This is a genomic window from Streptomyces sp. NPDC021212, from assembly GCF_044332925.1.
Taxonomy (GTDB): domain Bacteria; phylum Actinomycetota; class Actinomycetes; order Streptomycetales; family Streptomycetaceae; genus Streptomyces.
Genome location: NZ_JBIRPZ010000005.1, coordinates 249,080 through 269,107 on the forward strand (window position 1 = coordinate 249,080; position 20,028 = coordinate 269,107).

Below are 20,028 nucleotides of genomic sequence, written 5' to 3' on the forward strand. Positions count from 1 at the left end.
AACTCAAGTGGTCGACCTAGAGAAGGACGTCTGGGCCGTTGCCGACACCCTGCGTGGTGTCTATGCCCGCAACAAGGCGGGTGACGTCATCCTGCCTATGACGATCCTCCGTCGCCTGGAGTGCGTCATGGCCCCCCACCGAGATCAGGTTGCCGCGATCGTCGCTCAGGAGCGGAGCGAGGTGTTGCGAGTCAAGGCAATCAGGTCGGTCACCGGCGGCGTGAAGTTCTATAACACGACGAAGCACACCTTGGCCTCCGTGTATGACTCCAGTGACGACATGGCCGACAACCTGCTGGAGTACGTCCAAGGGTTCAGCAGCGACATCGACGTCTTCGCGAACTTCCACTTCCCTCAGCATATCGAGCGCATGAGGAAGGGGGGCATCCTCACTACTATTGTCCGCCAGTTCCGTGACCTCGATCTGTCACCTGAGGCCGTGCCGAACTCCAAGATGGGCGAGCTGTTCGAGCACCTCATCTACAAGGACTTCGAGTCGTCGAATGCCGAGTCCGGCGACCACTACACCCCCCGCGACGCGATCAACCTGCTGGTGGACCTGCTGTTCGCCGAGGACGACAACGCGCTGTCCCGCGACGCCATCCGCAGCATCTATGATCCCACCGTCGGCACCGGCGGCATGCTCAGCGTGGCCGAAGAGCACCTGCACCGCATGAACCCGGACGCCGAGCTCCTCCTGTACGGACAAGAACTGCGATCCGAGTCGTACGCAATGTGCCGCTCCGACATGCTCGCTAAGGGGCAGAACCCGCAGAACATCGCGCTGGGCAACACCTTGACCAGGGACATGTTCCCGGACGACAGGTTCAACTACATTCTCTCCAACCCGCCCTACGGCGTGGATTGGAAGAACATCGCCGAGAACGTGGAGAACGAGCACAAGAAGGGCTCCGTCGGCCGCTTCGCGGCGGGGCTGCCACCGACCTCAGACGGTGCCCTACTTTTCGTCCAGCATGCCATCGCAAAAATGAACCCGGCGGACAGTCAAGACGGTGGCGCACGAGCCGGCATTGTTCTGAACGGCTCCCCGCTGTTCTCCGGTGGCGCGGGCAGTGGCCCCAGCAACATCCGGGGATGGCTGCTGGAGAATGACTTGATCGAAGCTATTGTCGCGCTGCCGAACGACATGTTCTACAACACCGGCATCCCTACCTATCTGTGGATTTTCGACAACGATAAGCGCTCAGAGCGTGAAGGAAAGGTGCAGCTTATCGATGCCACGGCACTCGGCGTCAAGATGCGAAAGTCTCTGGGCTCCAAGCGCGTTGAGATCGACGAGGGAGCCCGTGAGCGCGTACTGCAGCAATACGCTGACATGGAGTCTTCGGACACTTCCAAGGTATTCGGCAACCTCGACTTCGCCTTCTGGCAGATCACTGTGGAGCGGCCTTGGCGTCTGAACTTCGAGACCACGCCCGAGAGGGTCGCCCGAATTGCCGAGCACAAAGCACTCAGTAATATCGCCGGCCTGGTAGAGGCCCTGAAGTCCTTCAATGGGGGGCACTATCTCAACCGGGAAAATTTCCTCGGCGACCTAGGGAAGCATCTCGCTTCCCGCGCTATCAGCCTTACCGCTGCGCAACGCAAGGCTCTATGGCAAACCCTGGGCGAACGCGACAAGAACGCTGATATCTGCCGCATCCAGTCAGGAAAGAACAAGGGTGACGCGGAGGCTGATCCCTACCTGCGTGAGACCGAGAACGTCCCCTTCGGGTGGGAGGGGCATGCCAAGATCCATGATGCGAAGGACGCCACCATCGAGGCGTACTTTGACGCGAAGGTCCGCCCACACCGCGAGGACGCCTGGATCGACCACACCAAGACCCGGGTGGGTTACGAGATCCCCTTCACCCGCCACTTCTACAAGTACGTACCCCCGCGCTCGCTAGCTGAGATCGACGCCGACCTCGAGGAGTCCTTGCAGGAGATCCTCGGGCTGCTGCACAAGGTGGAGGCGAAGAAGTGAGCACCCCGCGCCCCTGGGGAGATGCCCAGCTGCCGTGGATGATGGGTCAGGTCAAACACCTGGGGCGTGTCACTCTCGGCAAGATGCTTCAGACGAAAGACACTGGAGACGACGTACTCGCTCCGTACATGCGAGCGGCCAATGTCCAGCCGGACGGCGTCCTGGCGCTCGATGACGTCAAGGAAATGTGGTTCTCTTCCCGCGAGTTGGATGATCTCACCCTCCAGCAGGGCGACGTCGTCGTTGTCGAGGGCGGGCAGGGCGGCTTCGGACGTGCCGCATACATTAGCGGCAACCTCGCCGGGTGGGGGTTCCAGAACTCGATCAATCGGGTGCGGCCAGAAGCCGGCCACGATGGGCGATTCCTGACCTACTACCTGATCGCCCTGCGAGCCACTGGATTTGTCCGTAGGTACTGCAACGTCGTCTCTATGCCACATCTGACTGCTGAGAAGCTGGCGACTGTTCCTCTCCCGCTTGCCTCCGGCCCTGAGCAAACAGCCATCGCGGACCGACTAGACCGTGAGACGGCCCACATCGATGAGCTAATTGCCGCGCAGGAGCGGTTTGTTGGTCGTCTACAGGAGCGCAAGCAAGCGGTCGTGGAGCATGCCCTTGCCACGGCTGAGCCAGCGGTGCCTGATACGCGGCTGAAGCACGTGGTGTGCTCGGTCCGGCAGGGATGGAGCCCCCAGTGCCTTCCATGGCCGGGCGACGGAGTCCAGACCTGGGCGGTTCTGAAAGCTGGAGCAGCCAACCACGGGGTCTTCCGCCCGGAAGAAAATAAGGAACTCCCGGCGGAATTGGAGCCACGTCCGTCCACCGTAGTGCGGCCGGGTGAACTCGTAGTCTCCCGAGCCAACACTCGTGATCTCGTCGGCAGCGCAGCCGTCGTGACCGGGAACTACCCGCGGCTTATGCTGAGCGACAAGCTCTACGCTCTCAACCTCGACGCGTCCAAGGCGGTGCCGCGATACGTCGCCCACCTCCTGGCCAGCCGCCGAGTGAGAGATCTGATCGAGATGGCCGCCAGCGGCGCGAGTGCCTCGATGCTGAACATCAGCAGGGACGAAATCCTGAACCTTCCGCTGAACGTACCCCTCCTCGAAGAGCAGAGTCGCAACCTGAAGCACTTGGACCAGGTAACAGCGGAGATCGACAGCCTGATCGCGAAGACACAACGGCACGTCGAACTCGCCAAGGAACGCCGCATCGCGCTGATTACTGCGGCCGTGACCGGCCAAATCGACATCATGAAGGGGGCCTGAGCCGTGGGGGACCTGACGTATGAGGAACAGTTCGAGCGGCAGATATGCGAGTATCTCGCGGCGCGCGGCTGGGAGTACTCGCCGAACGACGAGGGGTATGACGCGAAACGTGCCCTGTTCCCGCAGGACGTCTTCAGATGGTTCCAAGACATGGCTCCGCAGAAGTGGGCGCGAGGCATCGGATCGGGCCCTCGGGCAGTCGCGGCGAAGGACGCCTTGCTGGACCTGATCGTTCAGCTCCGCGCCACGCCTCTCGACAACAAAGGCGGCGGCCCGGGAGGGACTCTACAGTTACTGCGCTCGAGCGTGCCCGTTGGACTGCGTGATGAACTGAAGATGGTCCAGTGGCGCTCTGCTGACCCGACCAATGTCACCCGCGTCGCGGCCTACGACAAAGTGCGCCTGCGGATCATGAGGCAGGTGCACTATTCGCAGCAGAAGCCCCACGACAGCATCGACTTGGTCGCATTCATTAACGGCATCCCGGTGGCCACATTCGAGCTGAAGACCAAGTTCAAGCAGTCCATTGAGGCGGCCGTCAAGCAGTACGCGCAGGACCGCAACCCCAAGGGGGAGCCACTGCTGGCGTTCGGTACCGGAGCCCTGGTGCACTTCGTGGTCACCGAGTCCGAAGTCCGGATGACCACCCGACTGGACGGCGAGAACACCTACTTCCTCCCCTTCAACCAGGGCAAGGATGGTGGCGCAGGCAATCCGGTCAACGAAGACGGGCCGGCTACCGCGTACCTATGGGAGCAGGTCATGGCCCGCGACACTTGGCTCGACATCTTCGGGTCCATGCTGTTCGTGGACGTGAAGACCAGCACGAACCTGATCACGCGTGAGCGCAAAACGTCGACCAACGTCATCTTCCCACGGTTCCACCAGTGGCAGGCCGTCTCGCGCATGGTTGAGCAGGTCCAGGCTGAGAACGCAGGCGGGCGGTTCCTGATCCAGCACTCCGCGGGCTCGGGCAAGACGAATACGATCGGCTGGACCGCGCACCACCTATCGAATCTGCACGATCAAGCAGGCCGCAAGATCTTCGACACCGTGGTGGTGATCACCGACCGTACGGTACTGGACGATCAGATGCAGCGAGCGGTCCTCCAGATCGAGGGCAAGCGGGATTACGTCTATAACGTCGACAGGCGGGCTCGCACCGATGCAGGTTCCAAGTCGCGTGCCCTGCTTAAGGCCCTGCAGGACCGGCGCCGCATCGTTGTGGTGACCATCCAGACCTTCCCGGCCGTGCTGAAGCTTCTGTCAGAAGACGACTCGCTGGCCGGACACCGCTTTGCGGTCATCGCGGATGAGGCACACTCATCGCAGGCCGGAGCCACGGCGAAGAAGGTGCGGCAAGTGCTGCGCGCCGGCGGCCAGGAGGTCGACGAGGGCGCGGAAGTCGACGCCGAGGATACGATCAACGCCTTCGCAGACGTTCCGACGCCGAACGTGTCGTTCTTCGCGTTCACCGCCACCCCGAAGTCAAAGACGGTCGAGCTGTTCGGGCGCCGAAAGACGCCCGATGCCAAGCCCTCCGCGTTCGACGTGTACTCGATGAAGCAGGCCATCCAAGAGGGCTTCATCCTGGACGTTCTGCCTCGCTTCCAGTACTACGGCACCGTTTACCAGATCGCCGAGGTGATCAAGAAGAAGGGTGTCAACACCTCCGTAGACGACGAGGACCATCTGGTCGAGAAGACGGCTGCGGCCAAGGCCCTCAAGCGGTTCGTGCGTCTGCACCCGACGAACATCTCCCAGAAGGTGGAGATCATCGTCGAGCATTTCCGTGCCAACGTGGCAGGCATGCTTGGTGGCCATGCGAAGGCCATGATTGTCACCTCGGAGCGCAAGCACGCGCTGCGGTACAAGGTGCTGATCGACAAGTACATCAAGTCCAAGGGGTACGACTTGGGCACCTTGGTGGCCTTCTCCGGCACCTTGGACGATCCGGACTTCGGCATCCATGACAAGGTCTCCGAGGCCAAGATGAATCCTGGTGTCGGCCCCGACCTGGCCGCGGCGTTCGCCGAGCCGAATTACCGCGTAATGATAGCGGCAGACAAATTCCAGACTGGATTCGATCAGCCGTTGCTCTGTGCGATGTACGTCGATAAGCGACTAGAGGACATCCAGGCAGTACAGACCCTTTCGCGTCTCAATCGCACCTTCCGCATGGACAACCTGGTCAAGGATCGGGTGTTTATTTTGGACTTTGTGAACGAGCCCAAGGACATCCAGGCGGCCTTTGCGAAATGGTACGAAGAGGCCGAACTTGAGACCGAGACCGACCCTAACCAACTGCACGTATTGGCGATGGGGCTGCGGACCTTTGGCATCTTTGATGCGCAAGACGTTGCCCAGTTTACCCAAGGCGTTCAGTGCCGCGATCGCAACATGATTACCGCGGCGATGAGTCGACCTCAGGACGAGTTCGCCCGTAAATGGCAGCAGGCTATTGGCGACGAGAACACTCAGGACGTCGAACGTCTCGAGCAGTTTCGGAAGAACGTCTCCTCGTTCGTGCGGCTATACGACTTCCTGTCGCAAGTCTACGAATATTCGGGTTCCCCGCTGGAAGATCTATCCTCCTTCTGCCGCGAACTTGCACAGTGGATCAAAGCCGAGCGCACGCGCGACGAGATCGATATCTCAAGCGCCCGATTGGTCGCCATCGAGCAGAAGGATAAGGGCGTCACTAATGCCTCGGTCACGCAGAAGGGGGACAAGCTGACCGGGCCGACCGCGGTGGGGACGGCCACGGTGAAGGATCCCAAGATGGTCCCGCTACTGGAGGTCATCGACACCCTTAACACTCTGTTCGACGACCTCTCGGAGTCGGCCATTGCGGGTTTGATGGCGCTTGTCATCCAGGCGGCGAAGTCAGATGAGATGCTGAAGTCGAGGGCACTGGAGAACAGCCTGGAAAACTTCCTGAAGTCAGAGAAGGTCCGCGATCGGATCCTGGACACTTTGCTCGCCGCCCCCGGAGAGCTGGGCAAGGCAGTAGCGGAGGTCGTCGGTGACGGCAGGGGTCTGAACAGCATCATCGCTGGGGCGTTCCATGGCGTCCGCCTGGACGCCGAGCAGGAGGATTCCGGAGGGGGTGACACGCCACGACCCTGACAGGCACAAGTGCTGCTCCGGGTACCTGTCAGCCACCGAGTGCGATGAAAGGGCCCAAGGCCGGACCGGGAGCGTTAGCGACTGCAGTAGCCGCTCTGAACGGTGCAAGGTGCTGATGTACGCCCCGACGCCCGCCGTACGATTGGTGGGCTTCGGGTCGTACGGCACGTCAGGAAAGGGCCGGAGCGCCGACGGCGTTTCGCGTTTCCGCCGTCATGGTGGTCGATCCAACTGACTGCGTTCTCCTGGTTCGTGGTCGCGGCGAAATTACTCCGCCTGCCCGGGGGACCCGCTCTTTCTGGTGGCCTTCGATCAGGGCTTCCCATGGGCGCGGCTCGAATCTTGGTGCGGGTAGAACAGGTGCGAGGGCAGCGACTTCCCGGCCGCGAGGTGGACGCGTGGTCGGCTATGAAGACGAACAGAGCAGGTGCTTAGAAGGCTGCTCTATCCACTGAGCTACGGGGGCTGACCTGCGCAGACGCAGTCTTCCGGGCGCTCGTCCCGCGAGCCGGGGGGACGTATGTGGGATTTGGTGATCCGCGGGACCGTGGGGCGTGGGTGCCTCTCGGTGGCCCGGATGCAGCGGCTCACATCATCTTCACACCCTCGAAGCCCCTCGCGGAAATAATCCTGACCCGGCTCGGCGTTGGGGATCTTGGAGCCGAGGAGGGGAAGGTGTCGGGCCTGAAGCTGTTCCGCACGGATACGACGAATAGCGGCGTGACCGAAGTCACGCCGCGTCTTGCTGAGATCGAGGCAGATGTGCAGGGCCTCGTCGAGGCGAATATGGAGACGCTGCTGGGCGTCCGGTTCCTGGCGAGCGAGTACGGCACCGGGCTGGTGCACGCGGGCCGGATCGATTCGCTCGGGCTGGACGAGAACGGATCGCCGGTCATCGTCGAGTACAAGCGCGGCGTCGACGCCGGTGTCATCAACCAGGGCCTGTTCTACCTGGCGTGGCTGGTGGATCATCGTGCCGAGTTCGAGCACCTGGTCCGCGACCGGCTCGGGGTGACGGCCGCGTCTCAGGTCCTGTGGAGCGGCCCGCGCCTGATCTGTATCGCCGGCGACTTCACGCGCTACGACGTGCATGCCGTGCGTGAGCACCGGCGGTCGATCGACCTGGTCCGCTACCGATTCTTCGGCAGCGAACTGCTCGGGCTTGAGACTGTGGCGTCCGTGAGCGGCGGCATGCAGGCGGCTCGCCGGGGGCGGCGCCAGGCGGTCGCTCGGGCGGTGGCCGATGGCCAGGGCGCCTCGATGGTGGAGCTGGCGAGCGCGGTCGACGAGGCACTGCTCGGGCTCGGGGACGGCGTGAACCGCGTCGAGCGCAAGCAGTACCGGGCGTATCAGCGGCTTCGGAACTTCGCCTGTCTCTGCCCGCCGCAGCGCAGCAAGCTGCTGGTCTACCTGAAGGTCGACCCGACGGATGTCGACCTCGTTCCGGGTTTCACCCGGGATGTGTCTGGTCTCGGTCACCACGGGACGGGTGATCTGGAGGTGCAGCTGCGTACGCCGCGAGATGTGGAGCGGGCGCAGGATCTGTTCCGGGCCAGCTACGCGGCTGCGTGATCGCCTGCTGCCCTCTGGTTGCTCTGTGGTCGCAGGGTGATGCCTTTCGACGTGCGTTGATGGGGGGATTCTTGAAAACGGTTCTGGCCGCGATTCCGTGAATGATCTTGTCCCTGGCGTCACAGACTCAGCAGCAGGTCACGGACTGCGGCAGGCTGGGACAGGAACGGGTGGTGGCCGGCGTCGAGTTCGACGACCCTGCTGGCCCGGCGGGCGAACTCACGCTGGAGGGGCGGCGGGGTGCCCCGGTCCTGGGCACAGACCAGGTACGTCGAGGGCACCTGCTGCCATGCGGCCGCCCCGACCGGCTGCCCGGTCACCTGCGCGCTTTGCCGGGCGAGGTGGTCCGCGGCCTGCGCCTGGACTTCGGGGTCGCAGTCCTGCAGGAAGGTGTCCACCAGCAGCTCGGGGCGGACCCCGAAGGTGCCGGCGTCGAGGTCGACGTCGAGGAATGGGGCGGGGCTGCCGTCCCCGAACTGCGACAGGCTCTGCCCGACCTCGGGCAGGTAGCTGGAGATCATCACCAGATGGCGTACCGACCCGACGCCCGCCGCGGCTTCCGCGGTGACGATGCCGCCGTAGCTGTGGGCGACCACAACGGTCGGCTCGTCGCTGTCCAGCAGCGCCCGCCGCACCGCCGTAACGTCCTCGGACAGCCCCGGACCGTCCGCACCGCCGGGCACGCCCGCCTCCCCGCAGCTCGGCAACGCCGGGGCCACGCTCGACACCCCTCGCTCCTGCAGCAGCTCGGCGGTGCGGTGCCACCACCACGACCCGTCCCGCACACACGCCCCATGGACGAACACGACCCTCAACGCTGCCTCCACGTCTGCCGCGGCTGCCCTTCGAGCAACTGTAGACGTAGCCGCCGCGCCAGACAGGGGGCGAAGATCATTCACGGAATCGCGGCCAGAACCCTTGAAAACGGGCAGGGCTGCTCGTCGCCCCACTCGGTCCGAAGTTCAACGGAGTGGGGAGTTGTAACGAGCGGGGCACGTGCTGTCGGAAGTCCAGGGCGAAGCGTGGATCAGTGGCTGCGGGGGGCATACATGATCACGGCCATGCCGGTGAGGCAGACCAGGGCGCCGATGACGTCCCACCGGTCGGCGCGGTAACCGTCGGCGACCATGCCCCAGGCGATCGATCCGGCCACGAAGATCCCGCCGTACGCGGCCAGGATGCGGCCGAAGTTGTCGTCGGACTGGAAGGTGGCCACCACCCCGTACAGGCCCAGCGCGATGACGCCGGCGCCGATCCAGATCCAGCCTTTGTGCTCGCGGATGCCCTGCCAGACCAGCCAGGCGCCGCCGATCTCGAAGAGAGCGGCGACGACGAACAGGGCAACGGAACGAGCGACAGTCATACCGTCGGACCCTACCGGCGGCCCGCGCCCGTGATCTTCAGTGGGTCCCCGGGCCCCTGGCAGCCGCACCCGTTCTCACCAGGGGCCTTCGGTGCGCAGGAGCAGGAGCAGGCGCGGCGGCGCTGGCTGAGCCACCAGGTTCCGGCGGCGAGCACCGCCAGGGCGACGGCGACGGCAGGCAGCCAGCCCACCACCGCCCCGGCGCCGGCCCCGACGACGCCCGCCGTGATCAGGACGGGCAGCGCGCAGCACGCCACACACGCCAGGGCGGCCAGACCTCCGAGCGCCTTCGGGGTGCGATGGGGGCGGGGGTCAACAGCAGGGGTCGGCATGGCGGTTCTCCTCGGCGAGGTCGGTGAAGGGGATGGGGCAGCACGCATTTCCGGCGCAGACGGTCAGGTCGTCGCACCCGGCTTCGACGGCCGTGGCCGGGGCGGTGCGGATGGTGGTCAGGTCGGCGATCTTCGCGTCGACCTCGGCGAGCTTGGCCGCGGCCCGCTCCTGGAGCCCGGCGACGGGACGGCCGTGCCGGTGGCGGCCGACCTCCAGCAGCTCGGCGACTTCCTCCAGCGTGAACCCGAGCCTGGGCGGCCTTGATCACCCGCAGCGTGGTCACTGCGTCCTCGCCGTAGAGGCGGCCGACTTCGACCACGACTTCCCAACTCTGATCGCCCGTACCCTGTCCGACCTCACCCCCGACGAGCGGTACGTCCTGCGCTCGGTCTCACTCCTGGACGCCTTCGACTTGGCCCTGGCTACCCAGACTGCGGGCATGACCCATGAGGCACCATCGGTGCGCCTGATCGAGCGCCCTTTCGTCCGCGAGAACGTCTTCGGCGTATGGCGCTACTCCCTCCCGGGCTGATTCGCTCCACCATCCGCAACGCTGACGACCAGGCCGACGACCGCTGGTCCCCCGGTGACTGGTCCAAGGCGGCCCGGCGGGCCTTCGCCGCGGTGGGCAGGCAATGGAGCGTCAGCCCCGACAACCGGATGCTGCTGGTCGCCTGCCTGCGCCAGGGGCTGATGCTGGCCCGGGACCACCGTCTCGATCTCGGCTGGCTCGCCGACGCGGCCTGGGCCTACATCAGCGACTCGGTCTGGGAACCGCTCGCCCCGCCTGCCCCACACGAGGCGGCTGCTGGGCTGGAGACAGCGGCCGACGCCCTGGTCGAGACGCTCAGCACCCTGGCCCGGCGGCAGCACGAGCACCGCGAGCGCACCGTCGACCGGCTCATCGCCGTCGTCGACACCGGCCTGCTGCCCACCGACCTGCACGAGATGGCCGTCTACTACCGGGCCAAGGCCCAACGCGATCTCGGCCGCTCCGACGACTCCCGGCGCGGCATGCAGCTGGTCGCCGACGGCGGAGGCCGCCTCGCCCCCGCCGCCCGCCGCGGCCTGGCCCGCCTCGCTGGCGACTTCCCCACTGCCATGGAAACCGCCCAGGCCCTCGGCTGGGCAGGCCGCCACCACCGCGTGATGGGCGACGTGTGGTGGGTCCAGGGCGACATGGAGCGCGCGGCCGCCGCGTACGCCGCCGCCCGCGGCGAGGCCGAGCAGCACGGTGTCGCCGGTGAGCGGGCCACCTGCGAGGCCCAGCGCGCCTTCGTCCTGGCCTTCCCGGCGCGCCGAGGGCTCAGCGCGCCGGGAGGTTCCTTAGGGCACAGGTGTCGAGCGGGCCCTCCAGAGCCGAGCGCCCGGCGGTGTCGATGGCCAGTCCCCGAGACCCGGGCACGGCTGTGGGTGCAGCGGTAGTCGGCGAGCGGCGGCTGCCAGCGGCGGGATCTTTGTCAGCCTTCAACGGTTGGAGCGGGCGGAGACCGCGACGAGCTGGGAGTACACGAGGTCGTTGGCGAATGCCATCGTTTTCGTCATGCCCACCCAGCGCGGCCAGGGCAACACCCTGCGTGTCACCGCCGTGCCAGCAGTCCACCGCCGACTCCTCGGTCTCTGCCAGCACGGCACCCCGGGACCTCGGCGGTCCCGGCACAGCGCAACGCCCGCCGCCCGTCTACGAGGCAGCAACAGCCTGTTTAGATGACGTTGATGGTCGTGGATGGTGAGTTCCGGTCGCCGATGGTGAACTCCAGGCTGGTGGGTCCGGGAGGGGTGTCGTCGGCGGCACTGACGCAGACCCACATGACCGACGTCGATCCGGCATTGGGGATTGCCAGGTCGACGTCGGTGAAGGTCAGGGTCTGTCCGTCGTCGGAGATGGTGCCCATGTAGACGGTGGTGTTGCCGCCTGCGTCCCAGACGGTCAGTTGGTGGTCGGGGTTGTCCTGCGTGCCCCACAGCATGTCGGCGCCGGCGGGGAGTTTCGCGGTGACCGTTTGCCGCGGGATGGCCTGGGATCCGTTGTTGCGCACCTCCACGCCCGGATACACCGGCCATCCTCCCTGCTCCGCGGTCACCGGGGCACCGCCGGGGGACACGCTGTAGCCGGGGGTGACGATGACCGTGGTGGAGGGGGAGGTCTTTCCTCCGATGGTGAAGGTCAGGGCGGTGGCTCCGAGCGGGGCGTCGTGGCCGGCGCTCACGGCGACCCACATCACGGATGTCCCGGGCAGCTCCAGGTCCACGCCGGTGAAGACCAGCGACGTTCCGTCCGCTGACAGGGTGCCCATGTAGGGGGCCGTCTGCCCGTCGGCGCTTTGGACGGTCAGCTGGTAGTCGGCGAGCGTCTGCGTACCGAACAGCAGACCGCGGCCGCCAGGCAGGGTCACCGTCACCGATACCGGGTCGAACGCCGCGTCGGCTTCGACCCGCACTCCCGGGTACCCGACCGGTCCGCCCTGCCTCAGCTCCACGTCCGGGGGCCCGCCAGGGGTCAGCGTGAACTCGGTCCACTGCAGCACGACCTGGCCGTGGTTGTCCGCGTCACCGACGGGCGACTGGTAGAGGGGATCGTCCTTGCCGCCTGCCTGGAAACCGTTGCCGGCCCGGGTCTGCCCTGCGGTGACGCCAGGACCGCTCACGAAGCTGCTGCCACCGGCACCGCCGCTGTAAAAGGCGCCTGCCGTACCGCCGATGCCCAGCCCTCCGCCGCCGCCCGCGTAGCCCGCGCCGCCACCGGTGTTGCCGCCGTAGCCTGCGCCGCCGCCGCCCCCCATGCCCGGGATCGGCACCTGGCCCCCGGAGGTTCCGTGCACGTTGGCGCCACCGTTCTGGCCGGTGTTGCCGCCACGCCCCCCGTAACTGGTGTTGGTGGAAATGGCCCCGCCGGCGCCGCCGGTTGAACCCGACGCTCCACGCGCCGGCGGCCCTGTCCACCCACCCCGCGCGTAGGGCACTCCATCGGAACCGCTGGTGCCGCCGCCCGCACCACCACGCGCATCAACGACATTCCATGCCGCTCCGCCTCCGCCGGCGATCAGGAGCGTCTGTCCCAGCCGCTGGCTGAATAGGCCGCTCATTCCGCCCCCGCCACTCGGGCCTCCTCCCAGGTCGACAACGACCCGCAGGGTCTCCCCGGGCGTGACGGCGATGTCGCCGGTGGCGAAGCCGCCGCCGCCCCCGGTGCCGGCTCCACTGCCGCCGCCGCCCCAGCAGCGGGCGTTGATGGTGGTGACGCCAGGGGGAACGGTGAAGTCCTGGACGCTGCCGGAGTAGTCAAAGCGCCGGATGTGGGTGTAGGGAGCGAGGGGTGTGCTGGTGGTCGGCGCAATGGCCGCACGGGGCTCGATGACGATGGCGGGTTCGGGGGTGGACACGAGGGTGGCCTCGGTCATGGCCGTCCTTTCATTACAGATCGACAGACGCTCAGATGTCCCAGCGGTGTTTCACCGCGGTCCGACGAGTTCTTTCCTGCTCCGGAAGAGCGTGCGGCGTGCTCAGATGACGTTGATGGTCGTGGATGGTGAGTTCCGGTCGCCGACTGTGAACTCCACGCTGGTGGGTCCCGCTGGGGTGTCGTCGGCGGCACTGACGCAGACCCACATGACCGACGTCGATCCGGCATTGGGGATTGCCAGGTCGACGTCGGTGAAGGTCAGGGTCTGTCCGTCGTCGGAGATGGTGCCCATGTAGACGGTGGTGTTGCCGCCTGCGTCCCAGACGGTCAGTTGGTGGTCGGGGTTGTCCTGCGTGCCCCACAGCATGTCGGCGCCGGCGGGGAGTTTCGCGGTGACCGTTTGCCGCGGGATGGCCTGGGATCCGTTGTTGCGCACCTCCACGCCCGGATACACCGGCCATCCTCCCTGCTCCGCCGTCACCGGGGCGCCGCCGGGGGACACGCTGAAGCCGGGGGTGACGACGACCGTGGTGGAGGGCGAGGTCTTTCCGCCGATGGTGAAGGTCAGGGCGGTGGCTCCGAGCGGGGCGTCGTGCCCGGCGCTCACGGCGACCCACATCACCGTCGTGCCGGGCAGCTCCAGGTCCACGTTCGTGAAGACGAGCGAGGTTCCGTCCGCTGACAGGGTCCCCATGTAGGAGGTGGTCTGCCCGTCGGCGCTCTGGAGGGTCAGCTGGTAGTCAGCGAGCGTCTGCGTGCCGAACAGCAGACCGCGGCCGCCAGGCAGGGCCACCATCACCGACACCGGGTCGATCGCCACACCAGCCTCGACCCGCACGCCCGGGTACCCGACCGGTCCGCCCTGCCTCAGCTCCACATCCGGCGGCCCCCCGGGCACCACGGTGAACTCGGCCCACTGCAGTACCACCTGGCCGCGGTTACCCGCGTCACCGGCAGGAGACTGATACAGAGGATCGTCTTTACCGCCCGCACTGGTGCCGTTACCGGCCACGGTACGTCCGCCGGTGACGCCAGGACCGCTCACGAAACTGCTGCCACCGCCCCCGCCGCTGGAAATGGAGCCGGCCGAGCTGCCGAAGCCCATCCCTCCACCGCCACCCGCATAGCCGGCGCCCCCACCTGCAGGGTTGCCCCAGTCTGCGCCCCCGCCGGCCCCCATGCCCGGGATCGGCACCTGGCCCCCGGCCTCTCCCCTCACGTTGGTGCCACCGTTCTGGCCGGTGTTGCCTCCGCGCCCCGCGTAGTAGTTGCTGGTCGACGCACCAGCACCGCCCGTGGAACCCGATGCACCACGCGCCGGCGGCCCTGTCCACACGCCGGTCGAATACATTTGTCCGTCGGAACCGCTGATGCCGCCGCCCGCACCACCACGCGCGCTACCGGCATTCATGAGGCCCGCTCCGCCTCCTCCGGCGATCAGAAGCGTCTGCCCCAGCCGCTGGCTGAACAGGCCGCTCATTCCACCCCCACCGTGAGGGCCTCCTCCCAGGTCGACGACAACCCGCAGGGTCTCCCCGGGCACGACGGCGATGTCCCCGGTGGCGAAACCGCCCCCGCCCCCAGTCCCGCCCGCAATGCCGCTTCCACTGCCCCCGCCGCCCCAGCAGCGGGCGTTGATCGCCGTGACGCCGGGGGGAACGGTGAAGTCCTGGACACTGCCGGAGTAGTCGAAGCGCCGGATGTGGGTGTAGGGAGCGAGGGGTGCGCTGATGGTCGGCGCAATCGCCGCACGGGGCTCGATGACGATGACAGGTTCAGGACTGGACAGAAGCGTTGCCTCGGTCATGGCGTATCGTCCGTTCGTTACAGATCGACAGAATTGGCCACGGTTCGCCCGTGTGCCGCGGCGCCGTGGCGGACGTGCGGTTCGGCCTTCTGGGCCGCGGCGTCGCTTCCAGGGCTGCGGCCCATCTCGCCGGCGTCGACGAGCGTGCCGAGTGCGCGCCCGCGGTAGCCGTTCGGCCTGCGTGTCTTGGCCAGCGCTTCAACGGCGTCGCACCACAGGTCGAGGTCGGGGGCCGCACTCAGTTCGATGGAGCGCGCTTTGGCCCGGCGGGAGGCCCGGGCCCAGGTGTCCGGGTCTTTCAGGGACGTCAGGGCGTGGATCCACGCGTTGAGGTCGTCGCGGTAGGCGAAGATGCCGGCTTCGCCCAGGGACTCCACCAGCCCGGGGGTGGGGTGGGCGATCACCGGGATGCCGGAGGCGAACGCCTCCACCGCCACCCGCCCCCACGACTCGTACAGGCTCGGCATGAGCATCACGCGGGAACGGCTGTAGACGTGCTCACGCATCCGCTGTCCGGGCACCGAGTCGAGAACTTCGCAGTTGGGCAGCCGTGGCGGCGGCATGATCTGCTGCCCGTAGGCGCCGCGGACACCGAGGAATTTCCAGTCCGGGGTCCAGGCGGCGATCTGCCAGAACAGCTCGCCGCCCTTGTCGGAGTTGAGGTTGACCAGGGTCGCGCAGTCGCCGGGCTGTGTGCGGTACTCCTCGGCGATCACCGGCGGCCGGACGACGATGCTGTGCCTGGGCAGGAACTCCCGGGGGTAGCGGGCGTAGAAGATCTCGCCGTCCCGTCTGATCCACTCGCTGTTGTAGACCACCAGGTCAGCGCCCGCCGCGTTGTGGAAACTCACGGCGAAGTTGTCGTGGCAGATCACGGCCAGGGGGATGAGCCGGTCCCGCGCGAGCCCTGCCACCACCGGCACGTTCTCGAAGTGGGACAACAGCACATCCGCCTTCTGGGCACGGGCGGCGAAGTCCATGCCTTCCTGGAAGGGGACGACCCGCACTCCGTCGATCTCGTACGACTTCTCCGTCTTTCCGGGATGCGACAGCCACACCTCCACCTGGTGGCCGCGCTCGGCCAGAGGACGGAGCATCGAGTGCAGCATCCACTCGGAACCGGCGTTGTGATCCGGCGGATACCCATACACCCGGGCCACGAGGGACAAACGCCGCCCTGGGGATATCGCGGCCAGCCGGTACGGGTGTAACGCCACCGTCTCCACCTGTAAGAACTCCCTTTCGAGTGGGGTGATGCATCGAGAGGTCCTGCCGTGGTTGGGGCGGGGCAGCCGGTCGTCCGGCGCGGCCCTGCCCTTCTGCGAACCGGCTGGTGGCCCGTCAGGGAGCGGGGGTGTAGGTCAGCGGGGCGTTGGGGCAGCCGTCGGCGAGTTCGGTGAGGGTGCGCTTCTCGGCGGGGTCGGCGCTCAGGGCGTAGCGCAGCTTGGCGGTGGCCCAGTCGGCGGTGTAGCGGCAGTGCACCGCCTCATCCGGCATCCACTCGGCCGGGTCCCGGTCGCTCTTCTGCCGGTTCGACCGCTTGGTGACCGCCACCAGATGGCGCGGGTCGGCCAGGTCGTTCGCGTAGGCCACACGGCGCTCCCGGGGCCAGGCCGAGGCACCCGAATCCCACGCCTCGGCCAGCGGCACCATGTGGTCGACATCAAGATCACGGGGGCTGGTGACGTACTGGTCGTCATACCAGGAGTACCAGCGGCCGGTGCCGGGGGTCAGGGTGCACCGGCCGGTCATCTCCGGCGCCTGCAGCGCTTCGTCCAGCAAGACCTCCGCGCGGGTATTGCAGCCGTCGCGGTCCGCGTCGGTCCAGGTGCCGAAGCTCTCCTCACGGTCGTAACCGGTACGGTCCTCATCGGCCACGGGCAGCGAGGCGACGGCCTCGCGTAGCGGCAGCGTCACCGCCGCGTCCTTCGTGGGGGCCGCTGCGCTCGCACCAGCGGAGGGCAGGACACCGACAGCAGCCGCAGCAGCCACAGCGACCAGAACACGGCAAGTGCGCACGAAATGACCTCCAGCAACGACTACGGGGTGGCGCGCCGAATCATGCCGCTGACCTGCGCAGCCCGCCTCGAAGCCCAGTTGAGGACCGGTGGATTAGACGGCGCCCTCGCCCGACCAGCGACCTGGTACACCGCCCTGGCATCCGCCGGCGCGCGTACCTGACGTAGGACCAGCGGTTGCTGGGCGCCCCGATCTCGGAGCAGATGAGCGAGAGTGCAGCCATGACAGGTCACGCATCCGTACCCGGGAACCCACGCGAGGGAGAAGAACACGCTCTCCTGTTCGTCCGTGTCTGGGCCGAGGCCGTCCTGCGACAGGCCGCTCGTGTCCAAGACGCCCGCGACAGAGCTGCGGTCAACGACCGCAATTACGAGCGCATGGAAGATTGGAGTCCTACTGAGGAGGAGCTCGCCCGGGACTTCCGCGAGGAATGGGCTGAGCAGCACACCTTGGTCTGGGCGGCGTTCCAGCTCGAGCAATGGCGTTCTCGGCTCCATAAGGAACGAGGAATAGCCCCGCCCGAGGAAGATCCGCTCCTGCGTACCGTGCGGAACGCCCTGGAACACCTTACTGATGCCGCATTTATCGGCGAACGCGCAGTGTCTCCGGGAGAGACCGGGCAGATGGGCAGCGCGTTGCGCAGGCTCCCCGGCAGCGGGCTGGAGACAGCGCTCTGGGGCGAGAAGGTATTCGGCCATATCGACCCGGTGGAGGTGCGGAACGCGGCTCTGGACCTGGTACGGACCATCGAGAACGACCTAGAGGAGGAAGCAGTCGAACGATATCTGGCGCTGGTCGAGGGGCTGGCTCCGGACGAGGACGAGTAGCGAGAGCCGGATCAGGCTGAGGTGGCCGGTCCCGGCGGTCAGCCGTCCACCTCGACGCCTCCGGCATCACCAGCCTGCTGGCATCGGCTCGGCAGCACGCATGGCGGACATGCATACACGTCTGGCGCAGCGCACTCGTCGGCGGGTCGCCAGCAGGGGTTCAAGGGGTCAGTACAGCTGAATGCGGGTGAGGACGATGTACGGCGGGTCGGCGTCGGCAACGATGACATACTCGGCGACGCCGAGTACCCCGTTCCGGCCGAGCGGCATTCGTCGTTGCTGGGGCCACTTCCCATCTGGCAGGCATGCCTCGCCCGAACACGGCTGCTGTACGACCGGCTGGACGCGCCGCGTAGCGAGGGGCCCGAGGTGGGTCAGCCGCAGTCGTTGCGGTTGATGCGCAGTGAGCGGGTCTGGTCGTTGAGGTTGTAGCCGCGCAGGTCGTGGATCGATCCGCCGCTCTTGGTGACGCACACCCACCGGCCGGCGAAGTTGCGTTTCTCGTAGACGCGTGCGGTGCGACCGGAGTTGTTCCGCACGGCGCTGCCGCGATCGCGGATGGCGGAGGGCAGGTCCTTCACGCTGCCGTCGACGGCGCGTTTCACCCAGGGCTGCCCGCCGAAGTTGATCTCGGGGTAGATGCAGACGTAGCCGTCGGGGCAGTCGATCTCTGCCGAGGCAGCGTCGGCTGGCGCGGCAGCGGGAGTTGCGGCGGTCAGGAGGGGCACGGTCAGCGCGGCGGCCACCAGGCCGCGGGAGAGGAGATGGTTCATGCCCATATTGAAGAGCCGCCGCATCGCTCGCCCGGGTGTCGGAAGACGAAACCACACGGTCGGGGGGAGCGCAGACTCGCGTCTCCAGGCTGGGTGACGCGAGCGCCGATGAATGCGCCCGTCCAGATGATGATTGCTGCAAGGGGGCCCGTCGCAGTTGGTCGACTGCTGTGAGGGCCCCGGCCGCCGTGGGCCGGGGCCTGGTGGCCGTCGGTTAGGGGCGGGCCAGGTACCACAGCTGGGAGGCGGTGGCGTTGCCGCCGGGCATCTCCCGCAAGGGGGCCACGTTGTCGTCGCCGTAGGTGGCGGTGACGGCGAGGTTCTCGTTGAGGTAGGGCACCAGGGCCCTGGCGGATCCGTCGGTGGTGGGCTGCAGGATCCACCATTGCGCGGACTTCCGGTCCTGGCACTTGGCCAGGTAGACCGACGTGCCGGCGTCTCCCCTGACCTCGGCGCAGTTTCCGGTGGTGACGATCGTCCACTTGTAGACCGTCTGGCCGTGCGGGGTGGCGACCGGGGTGAAGGTGAAGGTGCGCGGGAAGGGGTGGTCGGCCCGGTAGTACACCTGCAAGTAGGTGCCCTCGTTGCCCGCGCCGTCGTCGGGGATCAGGTAGTTGGTGTGGGCCACGCTGGTGGCCACCACCGGGTAGCTGGGCGCGGCCGCGGCCACTGGTGCGGCGTGAGCGGCACCGGTGAGGGACAGGCGGGCTGAGCATGGCGAGCCCTCGCCCTGCCGGTACCGCGGTCTGACGCCGGGCGAGCGGGCCTTCGAGCATGAGCACGGCTGGTTCGAGGAAGCTTGGCGGGAGACGGCGGTCTTCGGGAGCGCCCTGCTGCGCCGACTGCTGATCTTTCGCTCTGGTGCCGACTGGCTGGACATGGCGGGCTACACCAAGCACGCCAACACCTACGGGTCCCGCCTGACCTTCGCAGGGGCCCGCTGGACGGACCACGATGTGCTCATCGGGCACCTGACGCACGCGCTCTGCGGGATCGCGCTCAAGGAGGACATGCGCACATGTACTTGCTCGTATGGGGAGCGGGGGTGCCGACTCTGGTTCGACGCCCCTGAAGAGATGACCGGGCGGCTCGACCTGCAGATGCACGAGGCCGGCGCGGACTGCGAGATCGCCGAGTACAACCAGGCACTCACCTTCACGGGCAGCCCGACGGACGAGATCGCACACGTAACCGGTAACCCGCCCGGCATGACAGCCGAGTGCGCCTCGCACTGCCACCGGCGCCACGGCACCCTCGCGCATCTTCAACGGGTGGCTGAGACACGCCGGAAGGAGTACGACCGCTTCCGGCGGAGGGCTCGCTGATGCCGCCGTGGAAGGCCCGCATGGGGCTGGGGCAGCGACGCGGAGCGGAGGTGCAAACCCCTTGGGCTTCAGGTGAGCGTGTGGTCGAGGAGTTCTCGGCAAGTGCGGCCCCGGAGGGGCCCGCCCGGGGAGCACGATCTCCGGTGGCGGATCCGCTGTTTGCAGGGATCGAAGTCGTCGAGGCAGGCGGTTCACCCGAAAGAGTGGCGAGGCTCGGGCCAT

The 20,028-nt window shown here is 67.0% G+C and carries 18 protein-coding genes; 8 read left to right on the forward strand and 10 right to left on the reverse strand.

The window, feature by feature from the left end:
* Positions 1–7: 7 nt before the first annotated feature.
* The 4 genes from ACH4SI_RS15775 (at position 8) to ACH4SI_RS15790 (ending at position 7,956) form a co-directional block, all read left to right on the forward strand.
* Complete coding sequence (locus ACH4SI_RS15775; protein ID WP_398296267.1) at positions 8–1,987, forward strand: N-6 DNA methylase; 1,980 nt, start codon at positions 8–10, stop codon at positions 1,985–1,987.
* Entirely contained in the window at positions 1,984–3,255 is a 1,272-nt protein-coding gene (locus ACH4SI_RS15780) for a restriction endonuclease subunit S (protein ID WP_398296268.1), read from the forward strand. Before ACH4SI_RS15775 ends, ACH4SI_RS15780 begins: the two co-directional genes overlap by 4 nt.
* A 3-nt stretch (positions 3,256–3,258) precedes the next feature.
* Entirely contained in the window at positions 3,259–6,384 is a 3,126-nt protein-coding gene (locus tag ACH4SI_RS15785; RefSeq protein WP_398296269.1) for a type I restriction endonuclease subunit R, read from the forward strand.
* Positions 6,385–7,059: 675 nt separating this feature from the next.
* Positions 7,060–7,956, forward strand: coding sequence for a DUF5655 domain-containing protein (locus ACH4SI_RS15790; protein ID WP_398296270.1), 897 nt, complete (start codon positions 7,060–7,062; stop codon positions 7,954–7,956).
* A 119-nt stretch (positions 7,957–8,075) separates the two neighbouring features.
* Here ACH4SI_RS15790 and ACH4SI_RS15795 read toward each other — a convergent pair whose 3' ends face one another.
* The 4 genes from ACH4SI_RS15795 to ACH4SI_RS15810 form a co-directional block, all read right to left on the reverse strand.
* Positions 8,076–8,771 carry an alpha/beta fold hydrolase gene (locus ACH4SI_RS15795; RefSeq protein ID WP_398296271.1) on the reverse strand — a complete coding sequence of 232 codons (696 nt, stop codon included), beginning with the start codon at positions 8,769–8,771 and terminating at the stop codon, positions 8,076–8,078.
* 212 nt (positions 8,772–8,983) lie between these two features.
* On the reverse strand, positions 8,984–9,319 hold the full coding sequence (locus tag ACH4SI_RS15800) for a YnfA family protein (RefSeq protein WP_398296272.1): 336 nt from the start codon (positions 9,317–9,319) through the stop codon (positions 8,984–8,986).
* Between the two features lie 11 nt (positions 9,320–9,330).
* A complete protein-coding gene (locus ACH4SI_RS15805) occupies positions 9,331–9,651 on the reverse strand; it encodes a hypothetical protein (RefSeq protein ID WP_398296273.1) in 321 nt (106 codons plus the stop codon).
* Positions 9,632–9,889 carry a MerR family DNA-binding protein gene (locus tag ACH4SI_RS15810; protein ID WP_398296555.1) on the reverse strand — a complete coding sequence of 86 codons (258 nt, stop codon included), beginning with the start codon at positions 9,887–9,889 and terminating at the stop codon, positions 9,632–9,634. Before ACH4SI_RS15810 ends, ACH4SI_RS15805 begins: the two co-directional genes overlap by 20 nt.
* Before the next feature lies 1 nt (position 9,890).
* On the opposite strand from ACH4SI_RS15810, the gene ACH4SI_RS15815 reads away from it, so the two are divergent.
* Together ACH4SI_RS15815 and ACH4SI_RS15820 are read left to right on the forward strand one after the other, a co-directional pair.
* Positions 9,891–10,184, forward strand: a complete 294-nt coding sequence (locus tag ACH4SI_RS15815) for a hypothetical protein (protein ID WP_398296274.1) — start codon at positions 9,891–9,893, stop codon at positions 10,182–10,184.
* Positions 10,160–11,077, forward strand: a complete 918-nt coding sequence (locus ACH4SI_RS15820) for a hypothetical protein (protein WP_398296275.1) — start codon at positions 10,160–10,162, stop codon at positions 11,075–11,077. Before ACH4SI_RS15815 ends, ACH4SI_RS15820 begins: the two co-directional genes overlap by 25 nt.
* A 278-nt stretch (positions 11,078–11,355) precedes the next feature.
* Here the strand turns inward: ACH4SI_RS15820 and ACH4SI_RS15825 are convergent, their stop codons facing one another.
* From ACH4SI_RS15825 to ACH4SI_RS15840, 4 genes are all read right to left on the reverse strand, one after another.
* Positions 11,356–13,053, reverse strand: coding sequence for a hypothetical protein (locus tag ACH4SI_RS15825; RefSeq protein WP_398296276.1), 1,698 nt, complete (start codon positions 13,051–13,053; stop codon positions 11,356–11,358).
* 102 nt (positions 13,054–13,155) lie between these two features.
* On the reverse strand, positions 13,156–14,862 hold the full coding sequence (locus ACH4SI_RS15830) for a hypothetical protein (RefSeq protein WP_398296277.1): 1,707 nt from the start codon (positions 14,860–14,862) through the stop codon (positions 13,156–13,158).
* Positions 14,863–14,879: 17 nt separating this feature from the next.
* Positions 14,880–15,959 (reverse strand): glycosyltransferase family 4 protein, encoded by a 1,080-nt coding sequence (locus ACH4SI_RS15835; RefSeq protein WP_398296279.1) that lies wholly within the window; start codon positions 15,957–15,959, stop codon positions 14,880–14,882.
* Between the two features lie 244 nt (positions 15,960–16,203).
* Complete coding sequence (locus ACH4SI_RS15840) at positions 16,204–16,773, reverse strand: HNH endonuclease family protein (RefSeq protein ID WP_398296556.1); 570 nt, start codon at positions 16,771–16,773, stop codon at positions 16,204–16,206.
* Positions 16,774–17,504: 731 nt separating this feature from the next.
* Here ACH4SI_RS15840 and ACH4SI_RS15845 point away from each other — a divergent pair.
* The gene (locus ACH4SI_RS15845; protein WP_398296280.1) at positions 17,505–17,708 is read left to right on the forward strand and encodes a hypothetical protein; all 204 of its coding nucleotides are present in this window, start codon (positions 17,505–17,507) and stop codon (positions 17,706–17,708) included.
* 374 nt (positions 17,709–18,082) lie between these two features.
* Here the strand turns inward: ACH4SI_RS15845 and ACH4SI_RS15850 are convergent, their stop codons facing one another.
* Both ACH4SI_RS15850 and ACH4SI_RS15855 read right to left on the reverse strand, forming a co-directional pair.
* Positions 18,083–18,481 (reverse strand): peptidase inhibitor family I36 protein, encoded by a 399-nt coding sequence (locus ACH4SI_RS15850; RefSeq protein ID WP_398296281.1) that lies wholly within the window; start codon positions 18,479–18,481, stop codon positions 18,083–18,085.
* Positions 18,482–18,695: 214 nt separating this feature from the next.
* Positions 18,696–19,151, reverse strand: a complete 456-nt coding sequence (locus tag ACH4SI_RS15855; RefSeq protein ID WP_398296282.1) for a hypothetical protein — start codon at positions 19,149–19,151, stop codon at positions 18,696–18,698.
* Positions 19,152–19,173: 22 nt separating this feature from the next.
* Here ACH4SI_RS15855 and ACH4SI_RS15860 point away from each other — a divergent pair, with 22 nt between their 5' ends.
* Positions 19,174–19,806, forward strand: coding sequence for a hypothetical protein (locus tag ACH4SI_RS15860; RefSeq protein WP_398296283.1), 633 nt, complete (start codon positions 19,174–19,176; stop codon positions 19,804–19,806).
* Positions 19,807–20,028: the final 222 nt, after the last annotated feature.

Coding starts and splice junctions, on each gene's coding strand:
- ACH4SI_RS15800 (WP_398296272.1), bottom strand. CDS start 9,319: ATGACTGTCGCTCGTTCCGTTGCCCTGTTCGTCGTCGCCGCTCTCTTC.
- ACH4SI_RS15805 (WP_398296273.1), bottom strand. CDS start 9,651: ATGCCGACCCCTGCTGTTGACCCCCGCCCCCATCGCACCCCGAAGGCG.
- ACH4SI_RS15820 (WP_398296275.1), top strand. CDS start 10,160: ATGGCGCTACTCCCTCCCGGGCTGATTCGCTCCACCATCCGCAACGCT.
- ACH4SI_RS15825 (WP_398296276.1), bottom strand. CDS start 13,053: ATGACCGAGGCCACCCTCGTGTCCACCCCCGAACCCGCCATCGTCATC.
- ACH4SI_RS15830 (WP_398296277.1), bottom strand. CDS start 14,862: ATGACCGAGGCAACGCTTCTGTCCAGTCCTGAACCTGTCATCGTCATC.
- ACH4SI_RS15835 (WP_398296279.1), bottom strand. CDS start 15,959: ATGCTCCGTCCTCTGGCCGAGCGCGGCCACCAGGTGGAGGTGTGGCTG.
- ACH4SI_RS15845 (WP_398296280.1), top strand. CDS start 17,505: ATGGGCAGCGCGTTGCGCAGGCTCCCCGGCAGCGGGCTGGAGACAGCG.
- ACH4SI_RS15850 (WP_398296281.1), bottom strand. CDS start 18,481: ATGAACCATCTCCTCTCCCGCGGCCTGGTGGCCGCCGCGCTGACCGTG.